Source organism: Pseudomonas sp. M2(2023), from assembly GCF_030263955.1.
In the GTDB taxonomy this organism is placed as follows: Bacteria; Pseudomonadota; Gammaproteobacteria; order Pseudomonadales; family Pseudomonadaceae; genus Aquipseudomonas; species Aquipseudomonas asiatica.
In genome coordinates, this window is the sequence record NZ_CP127114.1 from 5,542,034 (window position 1) to 5,564,590 (window position 22,557).

Sequence of the window (22,557 nt, forward strand, 5' to 3'; positions counted from 1 at the left end):
CAGGGATAGCGCAAGGCTCACGGCCTACGCTGTACCTGTGGGAGCGGGTTTACCCGCGAAGCTTTTGGGGCTAACTCAATCCCGCTTCACGAGCCCGGGCAACTGCGCCACCAGCTTCTGGTTGTTGAACGGCGCCCGAATGAACCCGCGCTGACGCCCATCCGGCCCCACAACCGCCAGGTTGCCGCTGTGATCCACGGTATACCCCGGCTTGCTGGTATCGGCCGGAATGAACGGAATGCTCAAGGCATTGGCCAGCTTCTGGGTATCCTCGATCGACCCCGCCACCCCGACGAAATCCTTGTCGAAATAACCCAGGTACTGCTTCAGCTGGTTCGGCGTGTCGCGGTTCGGGTCAACGCTCACCAGCACCACCTGCAGCCGGTCGACGGCCTCCTTGGGCAGCTCGCTCTTCACCTGGCGCAGCTGGGCCAGGGTGGTCGGGCAGATGTCCGGGCAGTAGGTGTAGCCGAAGAACAGCAACGACCATTTGCCCTTCAGGTCATCCAGTTGCACCGGCTGGCCGTCCTGGTTGGTCATGGTCACGTCGGCCACGGTACGGCTCTGCGGCAGCAGGATGATGCCGGCATCGATCAGCTCGGTGGGGTTGGGCTGGTCGCGGCCATTGAGCACCTTGTTGACGGTCAGGCCCAGGATCAACGCGACCAGGGCAACGAGGATGAAGACGGTTTTCTGGGTTCGGGTCATAGGTTCAGCAACAGGTAGTGGTCGAGGAGCAACGCGATGAACAGCGCGAACAGGTAGCCGATAGAGTACTTGAAGGTGCCGATCGCTGCGTGCGGCCGGCTGCCACGGTACAACACCCATGCCCATTGCAGGAAGCGCAGGCCCAGTACAAGGGCACAGGCCAGGTACAGCGGGCCGCTCATGTGGATGGCGTACGGCAGCAGGCTCACCGCCAGCAATACCAGGGTGTACAGCAGGATATGCAGCTTGGTGTAGCGCTCGCCGTGGGTCACCGGCAGCATCGGGATATCGGCCTTGGCGTATTCCTCCTTGCGGTGGATCGCCAGAGCCCAGAAGTGGGGTGGTGTCCAGGCGAAGATGATCAGCACCAGCAGCAGGGGCTCGGCGCTGACATGCCCACTGACCGCCACCCAGCCCAGCAACGGCGGGGCGGCGCCAGCCAAGCCGCCGATGACGATATTCTGTGGCGTAGCGCGCTTGAGAAAACCGGTGTAGAGCACCGCATAGCCGAGCAGGGAAGCCAGTGTCAGCCAGGCGGTGAGGGCGTTGGTGAACACCAGCAGCAGGGCCATGCCAAGTAGCGCCAGCGCCAGGGCGAACAGCAGCGCCGGCAGCGGCTCGACCCGGCCCTGGGCAAGCGGCCGTTTGTGGGTACGCGCCATCAGCGCGTCGATGCGTCGGTCCACCACATGATTGACCACCGCCGCGCCGCCTGCACAAAAGCCGATGCCCAAGTTGCCGAACAGCAGCACGCTCCAGCTGACACCCGCACGGGTGGCAAGGAACATGCCCGCCAGCGAGGTGATCAGCATCAGCACCACCACCTTGGGCTTGGTCAGCTCCAGGTAGTCACGCCAACTGGCCCTCTGTGCGCTCAGAAGCGTCGCCACGAATCATTCCTCATGTGGTGGGAGATGCCCACGCCAGCCACGGGCCGCAGGCGCCAGCCATGGCCGACACCCACGCGAACCTTGTCGACCACGCGGATGCGGTAGTTCACCAGCACCATGCTCAACAGCAACAGCGCCCCACCAGCGTTGTGCGCCACGGCCACGGCCAGCGGCAGGTGCAGCAGCACATTGCTGATGCCCAGGCCGACTTGCATCACCAGCGCCAGCAGCACCAGCCGCGCCAGGCCAGGGAGGCCGCAGCGGTGCAGCTTCCAGCTGAGCATCAGCAGCACGCAGGTCACCAGCAGTGCACCCAGGCGGTGGCTGATGTGGATGGCCGTGCGCGCATCACTGTCCAGTTGCCCACCCAGGTAATTGGGCCCGACGTGCTGGGTCAGATGGAACCCGTTGCTGAAGTCCGCCGCCGGCCACCACTGGCCGTGGCAGGTGGGCAGGTCGATGCAGGCGACGGCCGCGTAGTTGGCACTGACCCAGCCGCCCAGGGCGATCTGGCCGATCACCACCAGCAAGGCCAGCGCGGCGATCCGGCGCAGGCTCAATGGCAGCTTTGGCAAAGGCGCAAAGGCCCGGGACAGACGCAGGGACAACAGGAACAACAAACTCAGGGTAGTGAAGCCGCCGAGTAGATGCGCGGTGACCACCTGTGGCCACAGCTTGAGGGTGACCGTCCACATGCCGAAGGCTGCCTGGGCCAGCACCACGCCCAGCAGCAGCAAGGGCAGGCGGTAAGGCTGGCCATCGCGGGCATGCCGGCGCAGCGCCTGCAAGGCGAGCAGGGCGATCACCATCGCCAGGGTGCCGGCGAAGTAGCGGTGGACCATCTCGGCCCAGCCCTTGGCGGCTTCCACCGGATGTTCGGGGAAATGCAGCTCGGCATGAGCCAGCTGCGCTTCGCTCTTGGGCACGCTGATGAAGCCGTAGCAACCCGGCCAGTCTGGGCAGCCGAGGCCGGCGTGGGTCAGGCGGGTATAGGCACCGAGCAGGACGACCAGCAGTGCCAGCAAGGTGGCGAACACAGCAAGGCGGAATCCGGGTCTGGCCATGGCAGGCTCCTAGCCGATGTTGGACAGCTTGAGCAGGTGGCGCAGGTCGTCCAGCACATGCTTGCCGTTGACCTTGGCGTCGTAGCGCAGCACCAGGTTGCCGTGTGGGTCGACGATCCACAGCTGCGGGCCGGTCTCGCCGACCTTTTGCAGGTAGCGTTGCGCATCCAGCGGGTAACGCTGCAACTGTGGGTATTCGCGGCCGAGCAACGCCTGGTAATCGGCACTTGCCGGCTGGGCGGCCGCCAGGGCATGGCTGGCACGGCTGGCATCACGGCCCAGGCCGACCTGGATCTGCCGGGCCAGGTACACCAGCCGCTGGCAATCCTCGGCACAGGCTGTGGGTGTGCTCACCAGCAGCTGCCAGCGCTCGTCCTGGCCCGCCACGCCGAGATCGGAAAGGCTCTCACCGTTGCCGATCATCACGCCGTGGTAGCTGCGGCCGTCCGGCACCCAGAACTTGAGCTTGTACATGCTGGTGGCCAGAACCATCGGCCCGAGCACCACCAGCAGAATCAGCAGCAGCTGCAAACGCCCGCGGGCTCTGGGTTTGCTGCGTTCAGGCACTTCCAGTGGAGTGGCGGTGGCCATGGCGTTTCTCCTTGTTGTGGTGCCAGCCGAAGTAGAGGTAGAGCAGTACCAAAGTGGTTGCCAGGGCAAACCATTGCACGGCGTAACCCAGGTGTTTTTCCGAGCCCATGGCAACGACTGGCCAGTCCAGGCGATAGGTCGCCGGGCCGGGTTCCAGGCGCAGCTCATGGGCGAAGCCATCGCGATCGAGCTGTTGCCATAGCTGCGCGGCATCCACGGCAGTCAGCAGGTGCGGCCACTGGCCGCCTGCAGGGTCGGGGTGCAGCTGGAACGTGCTACCAGGCGCGACATACACCGAAGCGTCCAGCGCCAACGCCTGGGCAGGGGTATCGAAATGCACCGGCACGCGGCGGTCCGGCCAGGGCAGCCAGCCGCGGTTGACCAGCAGCCACACGCCGCTGGCCTGATCATGGAAGGGTTGCAGCAGTTCGACACCGGCCTGGCCGTCACGCATGCGGTTGTCCAGAAGCAAGCTGTGCTCGGCGTCGAAGCGGCCATAGAGATGCACGCGGCGGAAGGCATTGTCCTGGTTCGCTGTCAGCTGGGCCATGGCCACTGGCGCTTCGACCCGCCGCTCGGCATAGGCGGCCAGCAGCACGCGCTTTTCCTCGGCACGGCCGAGTTGCCAGCAGCCAAGCGCGATCAGCCCCGGCAGCAGCGCAAGCACCACCAGGGTTGGTACCCAGCCCGGACGAAACGGCCTCATCGGAGCCTCGTCGGGCCGATCGCTATACTTATCCACATCACCGCATCCCCCCGGAGTATCGCCATGCTCAAGGCCGCGATTGTCCTGATGCTGTTGGCCACGATTGCCAGCCTGTTCAGCGGCCTGGTGTTTCTGGTCAAGGACGATGAAAACTCGACCCGTTTGCTGAAGGCACTGACCGTGCGGGTGACCCTGGCGGCCCTCACCATCGGCCTGGTGGCCTGGGGCTTCATCAGCGGTCAGCTGGTCTCACACGCCCCCTTCTGAAGTTTTCACCTGACCCTGTGGGAGCGGGCATGCCCGCGAATGCGATGTTGAATGTACCGACGCATTCGCGGGCGCGCCCGCTCCCACAGGGTTCTCTATTCACAACACATAGACAAAGATGAACAACCCCACCCACACCACATCGACGAAGTGCCAGTACCAACTGGCCGCCTCGAAACCAAAGTGTTTCTCCGGGTTGAAATGCCCGCGCAAGATGCGCACGAACATCACGATCAGGATGATCGTGCCCAAGGTCACGTGGGCGCCGTGGAAGCCGGTGAGCATGAAGAACGTCGCGCCGTAGATACCCGACCCCAGCGTCAGCCCCAGCTTGGTATAGGCCTCGTGGTACTCGTAGGCCTGCAACGCGATGAAGCTGGCGCCCAGGACGATGGTCAGCGCCATCCAGAATTTCAGCGGGCCACGGTGGCCGCGACGCAGGGCATGGTGGGCGATGGTGATGGTCACGCTGGAGCTGACCAGCAAGATGGTGTTGATCAGCGGCAGGTGCCACGGGTCGATCACTTCCTTGGGCGGCGGGAACAGTTTTGGGTCGGGCGTGTGCAGCAGCGGCCAGGTGAATTCGAAGGTCGGCCACAACATGTGCGCAACACCCTTGGCCCCTTCACCGCCCAGCCACGGCCCGGCCAGCACGCGCACGTAGAACAGCGCACCGAAGAAGGCCAGGAAAAACATCACCTCGGAGAAAATGAACCAGCTCATGCCCCAGCGGAACGAGCGGTCCAGTTGCGGGCTGTACAGCCCCGCGCGGCTCTCCCGCACCACCGAACCGAACCAGCCGAACAGCATGTAGGCCAGGAACAACGCACCGATGAAGAAGATCAGCGGCCCGTGCGACTCGGGGTGGCCGGCCTTCATGTCGTTGAACCAGGTACCCAGGCCGAACACCGTGATGAACATGCCGATGGTGGCGATGATCGGCCACTTGCTCTGCGCCGGAACGTAGTAGTGCTCATGACTTGCCATTGCTGTTCTCCTTCCCTTAACGGGCGCCCTGGACGTCCTGGGCCGCGACATGCGCGACCGGCGGGTGGCGAGCGGTGATGTCGAACAAGGTGTAGGCCAGTGTCAGGTGCTTCACGCTGGCCGGCAGGTCGCGGTCGACGATGAAGCGCACCGGCATCTCGATGCGTTCGCCGGGCTGCAGCACCTGCTGGGTGAAGCAGAAGCACTCGGTCTTGTGGAAGTACGCCGCAGCCTCGGCCGGGGTGATGCTGGGGATGGCTTGCGCACTCATCGGCCGGTCGGTCGGGTTATGGGCGACGAAGATCATCTGGTTCACCGCACCCGGGTTGACCTCCAACTGGTCGGCGGTGGAGTAGAAGTCCCAGACCATGTCGCTGGCATTGGTCGACATGAACTGCACCCGCACCGAACGCGTCGGGTCGCTGACCTGGCTGCCTTCGTACTGCCCTCCGGTCTTGCCGTTGATGCCGAAGGCCTTGCACATCACGTCATAGATAGGCACCAGGGCGAAGCCGAAGGCGAACATCACCACCGTCAGCATCAACAGGCGCAACACCAGACGTTTCAGCGAAAGGCCGTTCATGGCACGGTTCCTATTTCACTTCCGGTGGCGTCTGGAAGGTGTGGTAGGGCGCAGGCGAAGGGATCGACCACTCCAGGCCCTCGGCGCCATCCCATGGCTTGGCCGGTGCCGGCGCGCCGCCGCGGATGCACTTGATGACGATGAACAGGAAGAAGATCTGCGTAGCGCCGAACATGAACGCGCCGATCGACGACACCATGTTGAAGTCGGCGAACTGCAGGTTGTAGTCGGGGATTCGCCGTGGCATGCCGGCCAGCCCCACGAAGTGCATAGGGAAGAAGGCCATGTTCATGCCGATGAACGATAGCCAGAAGTGCAGCTTGCCGAGGGTTTCGTCATACATGTGGCCGGTCCATTTCGGCAGCCAGTAGTAGGCCGAGGCGAAGATGCCGAAGATAGCCCCAGGCACCAGCACATAATGGAAATGCGCCACCACGAAGTAGGTGTCGTGGTACTGGAAGTCCGCTGGAGCGATGGCAAGCATCAGCCCGCTGAATCCGCCGATGGTGAACAGGATGACAAAGGCGATGGCGAACAGCATCGGCGTTTCGAAGGTCAGCGAGCCTTCCCACATGGTGCTGACCCAGTTGAACACCTTCACCCCGGTAGGCACGGCGATCAGCATGGTGGCGTACATGAAGAACAGCTCGCCGACCACCGGAATACCGACAACGAACATGTGGTGGGCCCAGACGATGAACGACAGGAAGGCGATGGCGCCGGTGGCGTACACCATCGAGGTGTAGCCGAACAGCGGCTTGCGCGAGAACGCCGGGATGATCGAGCTGACCGCGCCGAAGGCCGGCAGGATCATGATGTACACCTCGGGGTGGCCGAAGAACCAGAACACGTGCTGGAACAGCACCGGGTCACCACCGCCGGCGGCACTGAAGAAGCTGGTACCAAAGTGGATGTCCATCAGCATCATGGTGACGACGCCGGCCAGCACCGGCATCACCGCAATCAGCAGGAATGCGGTAATCAGCCAGGTCCAGACGAACAGTGGCATCTTCATCAGGGTCATGCCCGGGGCGCGCAGGTTGAGGATGGTGGCGATCACGTTGATCGCGCCCATGATCGAACTGATGCCCATCAGGTGGATGGCAAAGATGAAGAAGGTGACGCTGGCCGGCGCGTAGGTGGTGGACAGCGGGGCGTAGAAGGTCCAGCCGAAGTTGGGCCCGCCGCCCGGGCTGAACAGGGTCGAGACCAGCAGCAGGAAAGCTGCCGGCAGCAGCCAGAAGCTGAAGTTGTTCATCCGCGGCAAAGCCATGTCGGGCGCGCCGATCATCAGCGGGATCATCCAGTTGGCCAGGCCGACGAAGGCCGGCATCACCGCACCGAACACCATGATCAGGCCGTGCATGGTGGTCATCTGGTTGAAGAACTCCGGCTGGACGATCTGCAGGCCAGGCTGGAACAGCTCGGCGCGGATCACCATGGCGAACGAGCCGCCGAGCAGGAACATGATGAAGCTGAACCACAGGTACATCGTGCCGATGTCCTTGTGGTTGGTGGTCAGCACCCAGCGCATCAGGCCCTTGGCCGGGCCGTGCGCATGGTCATGGCCGTGGGCGTGGTCGTCGATCACTGCACTCATGTCCTGTCTCCTGCAATCCATTGATTGCCGCGAGTAACCCGGTTCATTGCGCTTCTGCCTGCTTCAGCGCCAGCACGTCCTTCGGCGTGACCATGTCACCCTTGTTGTTGCCCCAGGCGTTGCGCTCGTAGGTGACCACGGCGGCGATGTCGACTTCCGAGAGCTGCTTGCCGAACGCGGCCATGGCAGTGCCGGGCTTGCCGTGGAAGACGATGCCCAGGTGGGCTTCCTTCGGCCCGGTGGCGATCTTCGAGCCCTTGAGCGCAGGGAACATCGGCGGCAGGCCCTGGCCTTCGGCCTGGTGACAGGCCACGCAGGTGGTGTGGTAGACCTTGTCACCACGTTCCACCAGTTCTTCCAGGGTCCATTCCTTGCTGGTCAGCTCCTTGAGCTTGGCAGCTTCAGCCTTGCGCTCGCCCAGCCAGGTGTCGTAGTCGGCCTTGGACTTGACCTCGACCACCACCGGCATGAAACCGTGGTCCTTGCCGCACAGCTCGGTGCACTGGCCGCGGTAGATGCCGGGCTTCTCGATACGGGTCCAGGCTTCGTTGACGAAGCCGGGGATGGCATCACGCTTGACCGCGAAGGCCGGCACCCACCAGGAGTGGATGACATCGGCAGCGGTTACCAGGAAGCGCACCTTGGCGCCAACCGGCAGCACCAGCGGCTGGTCGACTTCGAGCAGGTAGTGCTCGTCCTTGGGTGCCTTGTTGTGGATCTGCTCAGTGGGGGTGGCCAGGTTACTGAAGAACTCCACGTCCTGGCCAAGGTATTTGTAGTGCCACTTCCACTGGTAGCCGGTAACCTGGATATCGATGTCCGACTCGCTGGCATCGTAGATGTCGATCAGGGTCTTGGTGGCCGGGATGGCCATGGCCACCAGGATCAGGAAGGGGACCACGGTCCAGAGGATTTCCACCCAGGTGTGCTCGTGGAAATGCGCAGCCTGCTGGCCGGTGGAACGGCGGTGGATGACCATGGACCAGAACATCGCGCCAAAGACAACGATGCCGATGATCACGCAGATCCAGAAGATGGTCATGTGCAGGTCGAAGACGGCGTTGGAGACTTCCGTCGCGCCTGGGTGCATGTTCACGGTCCAGGCGGCGTTGGCCTGACCAAAAACCGACCACAACAGGAGGCCCATCCAGACATGTGGATGTCGCATCATTGCGGGTTCCCCTTCTCGTTCTTGTAGTCCCGGAGGCGTGGCCTGCGGCAAGAGGGAACGGTGGTCAAGACTACCTGGCTTCGACGACCGAGCCCCTGCTAAAAGCAGTCGGGCCTCATCAACGAATCACGTTCACCGGGAGTATAGACAGCGACCAACGGCACGCAACGAAGCCCGTGAAATGAACTTCATGAAATGGCTGAATGGCCTGAAAACCGCGCGCTTGACACGGCATGGCACAATAATGGCTTTTCGATATGCCTGAGCATGCACACGTTTGCGCGAACTTATAACAAATGCGTCTTAGGTATTCTGTATACCGAGCTAATTTAGTGTCTTCCGTTTGAAACGTAATGTCCCTGGAGTTGTCATGAACATCGCTGCTGTACGCGAGCAGGTAAGCCAAGCCCATCAACACGAAGGCCAGACCGGCCAACTGAAAAAGCGTCTCGAGCTGCAACTGCCCCACCTGCACCCCTCGATCCAACTGCCTGAGCAGGACGCCCAGGGTACTTTGGCGCGCTTCGTCAGCGCCTACATCGACCAGGTTCCGGAACTGCTGGAGGCCGCCCATGAGGTCGCCCGCGAGGCCGGGATCGAATCGCAGATCAAACCTGTACTGAAAATCGCCGAAGCCTACTTCCTGCAGCCGCCCAGCCTGATGCAAGGGCATATGGGCCTGGACTGCCTGCTGGATGAGGCCTACCTGGCGCACCGCCTGGTGGAAGAGGTGAACGACCTGTACATCCGTCACTTCCAGCAACCGTTGATCCCGGTCGACACCACCGTCGCCAACCTAATTGCCCACCAGTTGATTGGCGAGACGTTTGCCAACCAGCTGGATGAAGTGGTGCACCACTCGGTGGATGAAATGTTGAACGACGAAAGCTTCGCGGTGGAGTCGGTGGAGGCCTACCGCGAGAAATTGAGCAGCCCGGAAACGGGCGCGGCGTGGAAGCGCTGGCCGTGCCTGTCGCGGCAGTTGGGGGTGGAGCTGGGCCAGCCGGCCTGAAGTTCCTGTCCCGGCCTCTTCGCGGGTAAACCCGCTCCCACAGGTACTCCACAGGGTTCATAGCCTGTGCAGTACCTGTGGGAGCGGGTTTACCCGCGAAGAGGCCAGTTCAGGCGATACAGACTTTCAGCTTCAGGCCCCAACCCCCGCCGTAGTCCGCATCCGCCCCTCGATCCGCCGCTTCAAGCGCCGCTGCTCGATCAGCAACCGCGACCCATTGGCCGAATTACTGCGCCCCCAATCCTCAAGCAGCTCAAGGCACGAGTGGTCGATATAGCTGAGGTTACCCAACGGCACATGCAGGGTGGTCCCCGCCGGTACGCTATCCAGCACCTGGGTCAGCGCCGGCACCTTGAGGAAGGTGGCCGCGCCACTAAGCCGCAATTCCATGTGCCCAGCCTTTTCCAGGCTGACCAGGTTGATCTTCAACCGAGCCGCCTTCAGTGCCAGCTTCAGCAAGGTCAGGGCAAAGCCCAGCAATACACCGGTCAGCAGGTCGGTAAAGATGATCGCCAGCGCCGTCGCCGCGTAGGTGAACATCGGCATGCGGCCATAGCGGCCCAGCCCACGAAACGCCTTGAAATCCACCAGCTTGACCCCGGTGAACACCAGCACACCCGCCAGGCTCGCCACCGGGATCTGCTGCAGCACGCTGCTCAACGCCACAACGAACGCCAGCAGCCACAGACCATGGAAGATCGCCGAAGCCCGGGTCTGCGCACCTGCCTGCACGTTGGCCGAGCTACGCACGATTACCCCGGTCATCGGCAACGCACCGAGCACCCCGCACAGCATGTTGCCGATGCCCTGGGCCGACAGCTCACGATCAAAGTCCGAACGCTGGCCGCTGTGCATGCGGTCAACCGCTGCAGCCGACAACAAGGTTTCGGCACTGGCGATGAAGGCCAGGGCAAAAGCGGCGACCAACAAGGTAGGGTCGGCCAGTTGCATCAGGTCACCAGGGCGGATCCAGTCGATGGCCTCGGACAGGTCGGCCGGCACCTGTACGCGGTTCACCGGCAAAGCCAGCCAGATGCTGATGGCCGTCATGGCCGACACACCCAGCAGGGCACCCGGGACGAAGCGCAGCCGCTGCGGTCGCAGCCGCTCCCAGCTCCACATGATGGCGATGGTGCCCAGGCCAAGCGCACCGGCCATCCAACCAGAGCCGGCGCTTTCCTGCGGCAGGGCGGCGGCCACGGTCGCTGGGAACTCCAGCAGGTTCTGCATGCCGGATGGCTGCGGCGCGGTGTCGAACATCACATGCACCTGCGAAAGCACGATCAGCACGCCAATCCCCGCCAACATGCCGTACACCACCGCCGGAGCGGTAACCCGGAACCAGCAGCCCAGGCGCAGGCGCCCGGCCAGTAACTGCAGCAAGCCGGCCAGCAGCAGGATCGGCCCGAGCATGGCCATGCCATGCTGGCGTACCAGCTCGAATACCAATACCGCCAGACCTGCGGCCGGGCCACTGACCTGCAGCGGCGAACCGGCGAGGAAACCTACGACAATACCGCCGATAATGCCGGTAATCAGGCCTTTGGCCGGTGGCATGCCAGAGGCGATCGCAATGCCCATGCACAACGGCAGTGCCACCAGGAAGACCACCACCGACGCCAGCAACTCACGCGGCAGGGCCGCTTTCAACTGTGTAATGTTCACCGTGTTTCTCCTTTCTTTGTCACACAGCCATTCCCCTGGCCGTGGGCACGTTTGCCCCTGACGAGCGCGCAGGCGCGGGCCGCCAGCGGGCGTGCCGGCAAGGCAGTCAGGGAATTCAAGGCAGCCGAAGGCCGTGCCACACCCCTACGGGGTGCAGCCGGCTATCAAGGTTCCAGCGGGTGGATGGGTCGCTTAGTAGCGGCCTCTCGGAGTAGCGCAGGGGACCGGCTCGCCAGCAGCCAAGGGCAGGAAGGTATCGCTGGCGGCGTCGTAGGCTTCGATCTTGCTGGTCTCGATGTCGTAGACCCAGCCATGGATGTACAGCTCACCGGCTGCCAGGCGCGAAGCCACCGAAGGGTGGGTGCGCAGGTGATGCAGCTGGGCGATGACGTTTTCCTTGGTCAGCACCTGCATGGTTTCATGTTCGCTGCCGCACGAGCAGTTGTTCTCGACCACGGTGCGGGCCACTTCGGCGTGGCGCAACCAGGCGGACACGGTCGGCATCTTGGTCAGCGATTGCGGGTTGAGTACGGCACGCATGGCGCCGCAGTCGGAGTGGCCGCAGACGATGATGTGATGCACTTTCAACGCCAGTACGGCGTATTCGATGGCGCTGGAAACGCCGCCGTTCATCTGGCCATACGGCGGTACCACGTTACCGACGTTACGGGTCACGAACAGGTCGCCAGGTGAACTCTGGGTGATCAGCTCGGGAACGATGCGCGAGTCGGCGCAGGTGATGAACATGGCTCGCGGGGTTTGCGCGGTGGCGAGCTTCTTGAACAGCTCTTGCTGCTCGGGGAAAACGTCATGGTGAAAACGCAGGAAGCCGTCGACGATGTGCTTCAGGGCGGCATCGGCGCTCTCCGCGGGGACCTGCGGTACGACCTTGGATGGGTCCTTGACGGGCATGATTCATCCTCTTGACGGTGTGTAGGTAAATCCATTTTACCGGTGAAAGATTCTGGCTATGCAGGGATTTAGATGACACGCACGGGCCTTAGATCACAGTCGGTGAAGACTGATTTCCTACGCTAGCGGGGAAAACTTAACTGAAACTTAATTCGAAGGCTCTAGAACGGGTGTTCCAGATGAGAAAGGCGGGTATTGGATAATAGCAAAAAAACATCAACTGCCAAGAGCCATTACTGCAATTATCAACTTGAATTAGTTGCATTGAGGGCTGGCAATGCGCCACACGTGGGAACCCGGAACCTGCGCAGAACCTGTGGGAGCGGGCGTGCCCGCGAAGGAGACAACTCGGTACATGGCACCGGCTGCGCCGGTGTTCGCGGGCGCGCCCGCTCCCACAAAGACCGTGCTCTGCTCAAGCATCAGAACAACGCCATCTGCCCACCCGGCGGGCAAAACGCCGAACAATCCAGCGCATGCGCTTCTCGCCCTTTGAACTCCAGCCGCTTCATGGCCTTGGCAAAACGCTGCGCCAGCAACTCGGCAAACACGCCTTCACCGCGCATGCGCGCACCAAAGCGGCTGTCATACAGTTCGCCGCCGCGGCTCTGGCGGATCAGGCTCAACACATGCGCCGCCCGCTGCGGGTAATGGTCCTGCAGCCATTGCTCGAACAACGGTGCCACTTCCAGCGGCAGGCGCAACATCATGTAGGCTGCGCTCTGTGCACCTGCCTCCCTCGCCGCCTCCAGCAGCCGTTCCAGTTCACTGTCGTTGATCATCGGAATCATCGGCGAACACAACACGCCCACCGGCACTCCCGCCTCGCGCAACACGCGGATCGCCCGCAAGCGCGCCTTGGGTGACGCCGCACGCGGTTCCAGTACCCGTTTCAAGTCATCGTCTAGCGTGGTCAGGCTGATCATCACTCGCACCAGGCGCTGGCGAGCCATCTCGGCCAGCAGGTCGAGGTCGCGCAGCACCAGCGACCCCTTGGTGACGATGGTCACCGGGTGGCGAAAACGCAGCAGCACTTCGAGCAGGCGCCGGGTCAGCAGTTGTTCACGTTCGATCGGCTGGTACGGGTCGGTATTGGAACCCAGGTTGATCGGCGCGCACACGTAACCCGGTTTGCTCAATTGTTGCGCAAGCACCTCGGCGGCGTTGGTCTTGGCAATCAGCTTTGTCTCGAAATCCAGGCCGGGGGAAAGGTCCCAGTAAGCGTGGGAAGGGCGGGCATAGCAGTAGATGCAACCGTGCTCGCAGCCACGGTATGGGTTGATGGAACGGTCGAAGGGCAGGTCGGGCGAGGTATTGCGGCTGATCACCGATTTGGCCGTCTCTACCCGTACCTCGGTGCCCTGGGTTTGCGGCACCTCCTGATACCAGCCGTCATCCTCCGCCATCGAATGGCTGGGGGCAAAGCGGTTGTGCGGATTGTACGCCGTGCCACGGCCCTTTTGCGGTGCTGGAGGAATCATGGCCTACCTCTGATACTGTATTCATGTACAGTATCGCGCATGCCTGATTCTTTCCAGCACCTCCGGTCAGCCCACTCTCACTTCAGGCCATGCCAACGCAGGAAGGGCAGTTGGCTTGACTGCCGGCCGAGAAACGCCTCAATGCCGTCACGTAAAGGTCGCGATGCCCCAGGGGCAAGCAATGTCTCCTGCAGCGCCCGGCCTGTGGCCCGGTCCAGCAGGCCTTGGGCCTTGAAGCGGGTGAACAGGTCGAATGCGTGCACGTCCGACCACAGATAGGCGTAATAACCGGCATCGTAGCCATTTACCAGATGGTCGAAGGCATGCGCCGGGTGCTCGAAATCGGCCAAGGGCCAGTAGCCACAACGCTCACGAGCATCGCCCAGGCGCTGCTCGAGGGACCGGCCATCGTTCGGCGTGCCATGCAGGTCCAGATCGAACAGCGCCATGCTCAGGTCGCGCGCGGTTTCCTCCACACCTTGCTGCCGCAAGCGGCGCAGGCATTCATCGACCCGGGCCCGGGAAAGCTTGCTGCCATCCTGAAGTGGCGAAGAGATCGCCACCAGGTAATCCGCGTCCCAGACCCAGCGCTCAAACAGCTTGCCGAACAGTTCCACGCCATCGGTACCGAGTTCGGTGACGTTGGACATCACGTGGTTGGTCGTGCGCACCAGCAAATGGTGCAAGGCATGGCCAAATTCATGGAACAGCTTGCGCAGTGATAGATGGTCCAGTAACGGCTGGCTACCCGGCAGCGCTGCAGGCACGTCGCTGTAGACCACCACCGAGGCCGCCTGGAAGATTCCCTCGGCATCGACCCGGCGGTTGCGAATGTAGGTGGTGAACACCGAGTCAGGTTGCTTGCCGGCATGCTGTACGGCGTCCAGGTACAGGAAACCGATCAAGGCGTTGTCCTGCCACACCTCGAACGGTTGCACGCTGTCATCCCAGGTTGCCAGCGGCTTGGCCAGCAGCGTTACGCCAAACAGTTTTTCCGCCAACTGCTGCAATGCACTGACCACGGCATTCAGCGGGAAGTGTTCGCGCAAGGCTTCGGTGGAAAGCACCTCGCGCGACGAGGCCTGCAGATAGGCAATGTCCCAGGGCTGGACATTCTCCAGACCTTTGGCTGCGGCCTGATGCTGCATTTCTGCACGCCACTGCAGCACGGCCGGCCGCACATGGTCGGCAAGGTCATGAAGAAAGCCGCGCACCTGGGCAACCGAACCCGCGCTCTTCGAATGCAGGCTCTGCTCCAGATGGCTGGCAAAGCCGAGCAAGTGGGCCTTTTCTTCCAGCAGCCTCGCCAGTTGCTCCAGGTGCGAGCGATTATCCTGCTGTTGGCCAAGGCCGACGCCTCGGGTGTTGTAAGCCCGGTATACGCGCTCACGCAGCTGCCGGTTGTCGGCATGCTTGAGCACGGCGTCGGTAGTCACGCTTTCACACGCAATCAACCACCCCGGCTCACCCGCCTCCTGTGCCCTTGTAGCCAGCTCGTCACGAATGCGTTGAGGTACACCGCTCAGTTCGGACTCATCCGTGATGCTCAGCCCTGGCCGGTTGATGTTGCTGCGAAACGCCTCCCGCGCAGTGCCGATCTGTTTCAGCAGTTCGGCCAGGCGAACCTTGCCTGCGGGGTCGAGCGATGCGCCACTGGAGGCGAACTTGTGCAGATGCCAGCGCAACGTAGCGCGTTTCTGGGCATCCAGCTGCTTGCCGATGTCGCTGTTGGCCAAGCGCTCATACAGGGCCTGCAGTGCGGAGTTGGTGAATTTCTGTTCGAACCGCTCCGTAGCCTTGGCGAAGAAGTCGGAAATGGCACCAGCCCAGGCTTCATCCCGACCAACCAATGGCGAGGCGGCATACAACACCGTCAGAAGCTGACTATCCAGCCCGTCCACCGCCAGCACCATGTCATCCCAGGTTGGCAGTGCCTGCTGGTCGCGGATGATGCGTTCGATGCCTTGCTCGTGCGCCAACAGCACGTGGTCGAAGGCAACTTGCATGTTTTGAAGCGTGATCGACGGATAATCGACGGGGATATGGCTATCTTGCAGAAGTGGGTTATCCATGGTGCAACACCTTGCTCGTAGGGAAGAGCAGGTGAGCTTGCATGGCCAGCGTGCAGTAGGTGGCCTGATTATCTACCACCCGGGCATGCCGGCCCGGGCACGGCGCCCGGGCGGCACGACGGCTTTATTCAGCCGGTTTCTTCAGCTTCGGGTTGGGGAAGAACTGCACCGTCTGTACCTTGGCCGGCGCGGCTTTCGGTTCCAGATGATTGACCCGGGTGCCGAGTTCCTTCGGCACCGACAAGCCCTGCTCGTTGAGGGTGTCGGTAAAGCCGCAGGCCACGCACTCGCGGTGCGGTACGCCGTCTTCGTTCCACATCATCAGCTTGTCGGTCTCGCTGCACGCCGGGCATACCGCCCCGGCAATGAAGCGTTTCTTGGTCTTGTTCACGGCTACCTCGCTCATGCTGCAGCGTCCTCGCTCAGGCCACTATGGCGCAGCAAGGCATCGATGGAAGGCTCACGGCCACGGAAGTCGACGAATAGCTCCATCGGCTCGCGCGAACCACCACGTGCCAGGATCGCCTCGCGGAAGGCTCGGCCGGTTTCGGCATTCAGCACGCCTTCTTCCTCAAAGCGCGAGAAGGCGTCTGCCGACAGCACCTCGGCCCACTTGTAGCTGTAGTAGCCCGCCGCATAACCACCAGCAAAGATGTGCGCAAAGCTGTTGGGGAAGCGGTTGTACGCCGGTGGGCGCATGACGGACACCTCGTCGCGCACGCCTTCGAGCACCTGCAGCACGCTGCGGCCGTCACCATGGGTTGCATGCAGCTCGAAGTCGAACAGCGAGAACTCCAACTGGCGCACCATCATCATTCCCGACTGGAAGTTCTTTGCCGCCAGCATCTTGTCCAGCAGGTCCTGGGGCAGGGGGGCGCCAGTTTCGTAGTGGGAGGAGATCAGTGCGAGGCCTTCCGGCTCCCAGCACCAGTTTTCCATGAACTGGCTCGGCAGTTCGACCGCGTCCCAGGCCACGCCGTTGATACCGGATACACCGGCATGCTCGATGCGGGTCAGCATGTGGTGCAGACCGTGGCCGAACTCGTGGAACAAGGTGGTGACTTCATCGTGGGTCAAAAGCGCCGGCTTGCCGGGCGCGGCCGGGGTGAAGTTGCACACCAGGTTGGCCACGGGGCTCTGCAACTGGCCAGCGGCTGTGCGGCGACGGTCACGCGCGCCATCCATCCAGGCGCCGCCACGCTTGTTGGCGCGCGCGTAGAGGTCGAAGAAGAAGCGGCCGACGTGCTGGCCGTTTTCCTTGATCTCGAACAGGCGCACATCCGGGTGCCAGCTGTCGAACCCCTTGAGCTCGGCAATCTCGATACCGTAAAGGCGCTGCACGATGCTGAACAGGCCACCCAGCACCTTGTCGATCGGGAAGTAGGCGCGCAGGGCTTCCTGCGACACGCTGTAGCGCTGCTCGCGCAGCTTCTCGCCGAAGTACCCGGCGTCCCAGCTGGCCAGCTCAGGGCAGCCCTGCTCGGCGGCATAAGCCTTAAGCTGCTCCAGGTCCTGGGCGGCGAACGGCTTGGACCGCTTGGCCAGGTCACGCAGGAAGCTCAGCACCTGGTCACTGGACTCGGCCATCTTGGTGGCCAGGCTAAGCTCCGCGTAGTTCTTGTAGCCCAGCAGTTCGGCCAGCTCCTGGCGCAGGTCAAGGATTTCTTGCATCACCGGGCCGTTGTCGAACTGGCCGGCATTCGGGCCCTGGTCCGAGGCGCGGGTGCAGTAGGCCGCGTATAGCTCTTCGCGCAGGGCGCGGTCGCTGGCGTAGGTCATCACCGCGTAGTAGCTGGGGAATTCCAGGGTGATCAGCCAGCCGTCGAGGCCCTTGGCCTGGGCGGCCGCGGCCATCTGCGCCTTGGCCGAATCGGTCAGGCCGGCCAGCGCGGCTTCGTCGGTAACATGCTTGGTCCAGGCCTGTGTGGCGTCGAGCAGCTGGTTGGAGAAACGGCTGCCAAGCTCGCTGAGCTTGCTCTGCACTTCGGCGTAGCGCTGCTGTTTATCCGCCGGCAGGTCGATACCCGACAGGCGGAAGTCCCGCAGGGCGTGCTCGAGGATAGTCTTTTGCGCCACATCGAAGCCGGCGGCTTCGGGGCTGTCGATCAGCGCCTGGTAGGCTTCGAACAGCGCACGGTTCTGGCCCAGTTCGGTAGAGTAGGCGCTCAGCGCCGGCAGGCATGACTCGTACGCTTCGCGCAGCTCCGCGCTGTTGCACACCGCATTGAGGTGGCTGACCGGGCTCCAGGCGGCGCCCAGGCGGTCATTCAGTTCGTCCATGGCCAGCACCAGGCCAGCCCAGGTAGGGTTCTTGCCCTGCTTTTCGAGGATCTCGGCAATGGCTTTACGGTTGTCGGCCAGGATCGCTTCGATCGCCGGCAACACGTGTTCGGCACGGATTTGCGAGAAGGGCGGCAGATCGTAGGACTGCAGAAGCGGGTTGTTCGCACTCACGGTTTGGATACCTTGGCAGAAGAAACACTGCCCCATCTTAATTACAATCGACGCCGACCGCAGCAGGCAGCCTGCCTATCGGCACAGATGAGAGACGCTATCATGGCCACCCGAAGCTTCCAGCAACACACTCCGAAAGTTGGGCCCAGGGCCTTCGTCGACCGATCGGCGGTAGTACTGGGCGACGTGGAAATCGGTGAAGACAGCTCCGTATGGCCTTTGACTGTGATACGCGGCGACATGCACCGCATCCGCATCGGCGCGCGTACCAGCGTGCAGGACGGCAGCGTGCTGCATATCACCCATGCCGGCCCGTTCAACCCGGACGGCTTCCCGCTGATCATCGGTGACGAAGTGACCATCGGCCACAAGGTCATGTTGCATGGCTGCACCCTGGGCAACCGCATCCTGGTCGGCATGGGCAGCACTATCATGGACGGTGCCATCGTGGAGGACGAAGTGATCATCGGCGCCGGCAGCCTGGTGCCGCCGGGCAAGCGCCTGGTCAGTGGGTACCTGTACATGGGCAGCCCGGTGAAGCAGGCTCGGTTGCTGAACGACCAGGAACACGCGTTCTTCGCCTACAGCGCCAGTAACTACGTGAAGCTCAAGGACCAGCATCTGGCCGAAGGCTACGATCAACCTGAATGACCGCATTCGCGGGTAAACCCGCTCCCACAGGTACGGCGCCGGCCTCAGGCCCTGTGATATCCCTGTGGGAGCGGGTTTACCCGCGAAGAAGACCACGCAGCATTCAAAGTGGAACCCGCAAATGCATCAGCAAAACATCCTCTTCGACCTCGACGGCACCCTGACCGACCCACGCCAGGGCATCACCCGCTCGATCCAGTATGCCCTGGCCAAACTGGGCATCGATGAGCCGGACCTCACCCGCCTCGAGCACTTCATCGGCCCACCCCTGCTGCAGGCCTTCATGCAATTCTACAGCTTCGACGAAGCCAAGGCCTGGGATGCGGTGAACTTCTATCGGGAACGCTTCAGCGTCACCGGCCTGTACGAAAACCTGGTGTTCGAAGGTGTGCCGGAGCTGCTCGAGGCCCTGAACGGGCAGGGTCGCACGCTGTACATCGCCACCTCCAAACCGTGGAAGTTCGCCCGCGAAATCGCCCGGCACTTCGCCTTCGACCACCACTTCAAGGTGATCTATGGCAGTGAGCTGGATGGCACACGCACCAACAAGGTCGAGCTGATTCGTCACCTGCTTGAGGAAGAAGGGCTGGACCCGGCGAAGACGCTGATGATCGGCGACCGCAAGCATGACCTGATCGGTGCGCGCAGCAATGGCTTGCAGGCGGTGGCGGTGGGGTACGGGTTTGGTAGCCAGGAAGAACTGATGGCGGAAGAGCCGGCCTACCACTTTGCTACCTTGGCCGAGATGCATCAGGCATTTCTCAAGGCTTGATGGCCTGGGGGCTGCTTTGCAGCCCATCGCGACACAAGGCCGCTCCCACATCGATCGGCGTAAGCAGGACCTTTGTGGGAGCGGCCTTGCGTCGCGATGGGCCGCAAAGCGGCCCCAAATTCTCACAGGTTCACCATCAACCGCTGCAACGCCACCTTCCGCTCTTCAATCGGCAACTGCCCCAACTGCTCGACCCGCTGATAAAACCGCTCCCAGTCCCCACCCACCTCACGGAACACCGCCGCAAACGCCGGTACCCACTGGTCATACAGCCCGAACGGCAGCAACTTGGCATTGCTCATCGGCCCATACATCCAGGCGTCATAACGCTTGTCACCACCCCACTGGGCATCACGCACCTGCCGGTATTCCCGCCTAAGCCGCTCGAACTCCGCCTGCTTGGCCGCCCGCTTCTGCACATCATCCAGAGGCCCGGCATAAATCGCCTGCAACCGCTCGCGGCTGGCCAGCACCAAACGGATGAATTGCTCACGCTGCTGCCCCTGCTCCCCGCCAGAGGCAGCCAGGCCCCGCGCCACACGCCATTGCCGCGTGCCTTCCTGCTCGACGAAGGAGGCAAACGACTCGTTGAACTCGGTGTCGTCCTGCACATAGAAGCGCTGGTGGGCCAGTTCATGGAAGATCAGCGTGGCCAGGCGCTCGTCGCTCCAGCCCACCATCGACGACAGGATAGGGTCGTCGAACCAGCCCAGAGTCGAATAGGCCTCCACGCCGCCCACGTACACATCCATGCCATCCTGGCGCATCAACGCCGCCGCCCCACGTGCCGCGCCTTGCTGATAATAACCGCGATAGGCCACACACCCCGCGATCGGGAAGCAGTGCGTCACTGGCTGCAACGACAACTCGGGGGTAGCGAACACATTCCACACCACATAGGGCCTGCCAATGTCGGCATACACCCGGTAGCTGCGATTGTCCGGCAGCTTCAGCTGCTGGCTGGCAAATACCCGCGCCTGCCTGGCGTGTTCCAGGCGCGCGCGCAATTGCGCCGAAGTGGCCGGGTTGGCCACTACTTGCTCCACCGGCTGCCGTGCGCGTAGCAGCTGCCACTGGCCCTCGGCCAACTGCCCATAGTAGGCGGCGCTGTTACAACCGTTCAGCAGGAGCACCGCCAGCAGGGGAACCAAACGGGTGAAAACAAGGTCGAGTGGCCCAGGGCCTGAGCGCTGCATAAGAATAAGTCGAAGCATCCGGAACTGTCTGACTCGCTCAAGGCCGATTCACTCCAAGACTATCTCGCCAAGGGGGCGTTTCGCCATGCGTGCACTGTTGGTCACCGGCTCATTGCTGCTGATATCCGCCTGTTCGACCTTGCCAGACCCGGACCCGAACCAGGCCTGGATCGACCTCACGCCCTACGACAACACCTCGCTGCACGCTGTGCAGGTAGATGAACGCGACTGGGCCGATAGCCGTTACTTCGAAGTACAGCCCGGCAGCCACGAGCTGACCGTGCGCTACCAGTTTCCGGTTACCCCCAGCAATATCGGCCCGGTCGAGGAGCCTTTGTGGCGGGATTGCCAGGTCAAGCTGACCTTCAAGGATTTCAGTGCCGGTCAGCGCTACCAGTTGCAGGCTGGCAGCATCGGCTTCCGCCCCTGGATCAAACTCTATGACCGTCAGCAAAAGCTGGTTGGCCAGGGCTCGCCTGCAGGCTGCCAGCGCACCTGAAACGCACAAACGGCGCTATGCTTGTAGCCTATAAGTCGCAAGTGGGAGTCTTGCCATGCGCCAGCCCATGATGCTGATCGCCCTCAGTGCACTGGGGGCATGCGCCAGCCCCTTGCCGCCCGTCGACCCCAAGCAGGCCTGGGTCGATCTGTACACCATGACTCCCGGCAGGGTGATCATGGCCGACCGCCTCGACGGCAAGCGCCTGGAAGATGGCCGTTACTTCCAGGTGACGCCGGGCAAGCACGAACTGGTAGTGCGCTTCGATTACGAGATCTACGGGGGCGGCCTCATGACCCAGCCCCGGGATCGTACCTGCTACCTGACTGTGCGCTTTGACAACTTCAAGGCCGGTGAGCGCTATCGCCTGGAGGCACGGGCGCCGGTAATGGAGCCGCAAGTGCTACTGTATGACGGCAGCCGCAAGGTGGTGGTGAACGAGCCTAGCGAGGTGTTCTGCATTCCTTGATATGGGGCTGCTTCGCAACCCCAGGCTCTGGAATCTACCGATCATTCTTCTGATAAATGATCTTCTTGGTCCCGCCATCGCAGGTCCCGACGACCATGTTCTGGTCCTTGACCTCGCTGTTGGGCACGATCTCCAGGGTATAGGACGAAACACCCTGGGCCTGGATCTTGGCCTCGATCTCGGCTTTGAGCTCCTCGCACGGCTTGACCGCCGCCAACGCAGATGTGGCGACCAGGGAAGCCAACACGGTGATTGCTACGCGAATCATGAAACGGCTCCTGAAAGGGCAGCGTGCTGCCGACGCTGTTTAGACTACAGCAAACCGCCCTCATTGCACGGCTTCATCCCACCAGCGCTGCATCCAGGCTGATCTTCGCGTTCAACACCTTGGACACAGGGCACCCGGCCTTGGCCTTGTCGGCGATCTGCAAGAACTGCGCTTCACTCGCCCCAGGTACCTTGGCCCTGAGCACCAGATGCACCGCCGTAATGGCAAAGCCATCAGCTTGCTTGTCGAGTGTCACTTCGGCAGCGGTGTCGATCCTGTCCGGGGTGAACCCCGCTTCGCCCAGCATCATCGACAGCGCCATCGAGAAACAGCCGGCATGCGCCGCACCAATCAGCTCCTCCGGGTTGGTACCGGGCGAGCCCTCGAAACGGGTGTTGAAGCCGTAGGGGTTCTTCTTTAGCGCGCCACTTTCGGTAGAAAGCAGGCCTTTACCGTCCTTCAGGCCACCTTGCCAGATCGCCGATGCTGTCTTTTTCATGATGCCTCCTGGTCTCGGGTTACATGCTTATGGCTTCAGA

General features: G+C 62.5%; 24 protein-coding genes. 6 read left to right on the forward strand and 18 right to left on the reverse strand.

Features of this window, described 5'->3' with window-relative positions:
* Nucleotides 1-75 precede the first annotated feature (75 nt).
* From QN085_RS25290 to QN085_RS25310, 5 genes are read right to left on the reverse strand one after another with little or no spacing between them, the layout of a single operon-like run.
* On the reverse strand, nucleotides 76-708 hold the full coding sequence (locus QN085_RS25290) for an SCO family protein (RefSeq protein WP_013970305.1): 633 nt from the start codon (nucleotides 706-708) through the stop codon (nucleotides 76-78).
* Nucleotides 705-1,598, reverse strand: a complete 894-nt coding sequence (gene cyoE, locus QN085_RS25295) for a heme o synthase (protein ID WP_013970304.1) — start codon at nucleotides 1,596-1,598, stop codon at nucleotides 705-707. The genes QN085_RS25290 and cyoE overlap by 4 nt, the downstream gene beginning before the upstream one ends.
* Nucleotides 1,583-2,662, reverse strand: coding sequence for a COX15/CtaA family protein (locus tag QN085_RS25300; protein ID WP_023660932.1), 1,080 nt, complete (start codon nucleotides 2,660-2,662; stop codon nucleotides 1,583-1,585). The genes cyoE and QN085_RS25300 overlap by 16 nt, the downstream gene beginning before the upstream one ends.
* 9 nt (nucleotides 2,663-2,671) lie before the next feature.
* Nucleotides 2,672-3,253 (reverse strand): PA_0111/PP_0108 family redox-active disulfide protein, encoded by a 582-nt coding sequence (locus tag QN085_RS25305; RefSeq protein ID WP_023660931.1) that lies wholly within the window; start codon nucleotides 3,251-3,253, stop codon nucleotides 2,672-2,674.
* A complete protein-coding gene (locus QN085_RS25310; protein ID WP_024087951.1) occupies nucleotides 3,222-3,959 on the reverse strand; it encodes an SURF1 family protein in 738 nt (245 codons plus the stop codon). Before QN085_RS25310 ends, QN085_RS25305 begins: the two co-directional genes overlap by 32 nt.
* A gap of 63 nt (nucleotides 3,960-4,022) precedes the next feature.
* Here QN085_RS25310 and QN085_RS25315 point away from each other — a divergent pair, with 63 nt between their 5' ends.
* On the forward strand, nucleotides 4,023-4,226 hold the full coding sequence (locus QN085_RS25315; protein WP_003258925.1) for a twin transmembrane helix small protein: 204 nt from the start codon (nucleotides 4,023-4,025) through the stop codon (nucleotides 4,224-4,226).
* A gap of 99 nt (nucleotides 4,227-4,325) precedes the next feature.
* Here the strand turns inward: QN085_RS25315 and QN085_RS25320 are convergent, their stop codons facing one another.
* Genes QN085_RS25320 through coxB form a run of 4 tightly spaced genes read right to left on the reverse strand, consistent with a single transcriptional unit; the run spans nucleotide 4,326 to nucleotide 8,567 of the window.
* Nucleotides 4,326-5,213: a cytochrome c oxidase subunit 3 gene (locus tag QN085_RS25320; RefSeq protein ID WP_003258926.1), complete on the reverse strand. Its 888-nt coding sequence runs from the start codon at nucleotides 5,211-5,213 to the stop codon at nucleotides 4,326-4,328.
* Between the two features lie 16 nt (nucleotides 5,214-5,229).
* Nucleotides 5,230-5,796 carry a cytochrome c oxidase assembly protein gene (locus QN085_RS25325; RefSeq protein ID WP_013970301.1) on the reverse strand — a complete coding sequence of 189 codons (567 nt, stop codon included), beginning with the start codon at nucleotides 5,794-5,796 and terminating at the stop codon, nucleotides 5,230-5,232.
* A 10-nt stretch (nucleotides 5,797-5,806) separates the two neighbouring features.
* A complete protein-coding gene (gene ctaD, locus QN085_RS25330) occupies nucleotides 5,807-7,396 on the reverse strand; it encodes a cytochrome c oxidase subunit I (protein WP_013970300.1) in 1,590 nt (529 codons plus the stop codon).
* Between the two features lie 43 nt (nucleotides 7,397-7,439).
* Nucleotides 7,440-8,567 (reverse strand): cytochrome c oxidase subunit II, encoded by a 1,128-nt coding sequence (coxB, locus tag QN085_RS25335; RefSeq protein ID WP_015268462.1) that lies wholly within the window; start codon nucleotides 8,565-8,567, stop codon nucleotides 7,440-7,442.
* Between the two features lie 370 nt (nucleotides 8,568-8,937).
* Between coxB and QN085_RS25340 the strand changes: the two genes are divergently transcribed.
* Nucleotides 8,938-9,579: a hypothetical protein gene (locus tag QN085_RS25340; protein ID WP_013970297.1), complete on the forward strand. Its 642-nt coding sequence runs from the start codon at nucleotides 8,938-8,940 to the stop codon at nucleotides 9,577-9,579.
* Between the two features lie 132 nt (nucleotides 9,580-9,711).
* On the opposite strand, the gene QN085_RS25345 is transcribed toward QN085_RS25340, so the two are convergent.
* From QN085_RS25345 to prlC, 6 genes are all read right to left on the reverse strand, one after another.
* A complete protein-coding gene (locus QN085_RS25345; protein WP_013970296.1) occupies nucleotides 9,712-11,244 on the reverse strand; it encodes a SulP family inorganic anion transporter in 1,533 nt (510 codons plus the stop codon).
* Nucleotides 11,245-11,436: 192 nt separating this feature from the next.
* Nucleotides 11,437-12,156: a carbonic anhydrase gene (locus QN085_RS25350; RefSeq protein WP_013970295.1), complete on the reverse strand. Its 720-nt coding sequence runs from the start codon at nucleotides 12,154-12,156 to the stop codon at nucleotides 11,437-11,439.
* 422 nt (nucleotides 12,157-12,578) lie between these two features.
* The gene (locus QN085_RS25355) at nucleotides 12,579-13,637 is read right to left on the reverse strand and encodes a PA0069 family radical SAM protein (RefSeq protein ID WP_041506331.1); all 1,059 of its coding nucleotides are present in this window, start codon (nucleotides 13,635-13,637) and stop codon (nucleotides 12,579-12,581) included.
* A 77-nt stretch (nucleotides 13,638-13,714) separates the two neighbouring features.
* Nucleotides 13,715-15,709, reverse strand: coding sequence for a M3 family metallopeptidase (locus QN085_RS25360; protein ID WP_023661441.1), 1,995 nt, complete (start codon nucleotides 15,707-15,709; stop codon nucleotides 13,715-13,717).
* A gap of 124 nt (nucleotides 15,710-15,833) precedes the next feature.
* Entirely contained in the window at nucleotides 15,834-16,115 is a 282-nt protein-coding gene (locus QN085_RS25365) for a YheV family putative zinc ribbon protein (RefSeq protein ID WP_013970292.1), read from the reverse strand.
* Nucleotides 16,112-18,163 carry an oligopeptidase A gene (gene prlC / locus QN085_RS25370; protein WP_013970291.1) on the reverse strand — a complete coding sequence of 684 codons (2,052 nt, stop codon included), beginning with the start codon at nucleotides 18,161-18,163 and terminating at the stop codon, nucleotides 16,112-16,114. The genes QN085_RS25365 and prlC overlap by 4 nt, the downstream gene beginning before the upstream one ends.
* A gap of 102 nt (nucleotides 18,164-18,265) precedes the next feature.
* On the opposite strand from prlC, the gene QN085_RS25375 reads away from it, so the two are divergent.
* Both QN085_RS25375 and QN085_RS25380 read left to right on the forward strand, forming a co-directional pair.
* Nucleotides 18,266-18,814 carry a gamma carbonic anhydrase family protein gene (locus QN085_RS25375; protein WP_023661439.1) on the forward strand — a complete coding sequence of 183 codons (549 nt, stop codon included), beginning with the start codon at nucleotides 18,266-18,268 and terminating at the stop codon, nucleotides 18,812-18,814.
* A 121-nt stretch (nucleotides 18,815-18,935) separates the two neighbouring features.
* On the forward strand, nucleotides 18,936-19,586 hold the full coding sequence (locus QN085_RS25380; RefSeq protein ID WP_024087950.1) for an HAD family hydrolase: 651 nt from the start codon (nucleotides 18,936-18,938) through the stop codon (nucleotides 19,584-19,586).
* A gap of 122 nt (nucleotides 19,587-19,708) precedes the next feature.
* On the opposite strand, the gene QN085_RS25385 is transcribed toward QN085_RS25380, so the two are convergent.
* Nucleotides 19,709-20,782, reverse strand: coding sequence for an aminopeptidase (locus QN085_RS25385; protein ID WP_023661437.1), 1,074 nt, complete (start codon nucleotides 20,780-20,782; stop codon nucleotides 19,709-19,711).
* Between the two features lie 85 nt (nucleotides 20,783-20,867).
* On the opposite strand from QN085_RS25385, the gene QN085_RS25390 reads away from it, so the two are divergent.
* Together QN085_RS25390 and QN085_RS25395 are read left to right on the forward strand one after the other, a co-directional pair.
* On the forward strand, nucleotides 20,868-21,281 hold the full coding sequence (locus tag QN085_RS25390) for a PA0061/PA0062 family lipoprotein (protein WP_013970287.1): 414 nt from the start codon (nucleotides 20,868-20,870) through the stop codon (nucleotides 21,279-21,281).
* Between the two features lie 55 nt (nucleotides 21,282-21,336).
* On the forward strand, nucleotides 21,337-21,750 hold the full coding sequence (locus tag QN085_RS25395; protein ID WP_013970286.1) for a PA0061/PA0062 family lipoprotein: 414 nt from the start codon (nucleotides 21,337-21,339) through the stop codon (nucleotides 21,748-21,750).
* Nucleotides 21,751-21,784: 34 nt separating this feature from the next.
* On the opposite strand, the gene QN085_RS25400 is transcribed toward QN085_RS25395, so the two are convergent.
* Both QN085_RS25400 and QN085_RS25405 read right to left on the reverse strand, forming a co-directional pair.
* Nucleotides 21,785-22,018: a DUF1161 domain-containing protein gene (locus QN085_RS25400; RefSeq protein ID WP_003261043.1), complete on the reverse strand. Its 234-nt coding sequence runs from the start codon at nucleotides 22,016-22,018 to the stop codon at nucleotides 21,785-21,787.
* 73 nt (nucleotides 22,019-22,091) lie between these two features.
* On the reverse strand, nucleotides 22,092-22,517 hold the full coding sequence (locus tag QN085_RS25405) for an OsmC family protein (protein WP_023661436.1): 426 nt from the start codon (nucleotides 22,515-22,517) through the stop codon (nucleotides 22,092-22,094).
* Between the last annotated feature and the right edge of the window lie 40 nt (nucleotides 22,518-22,557).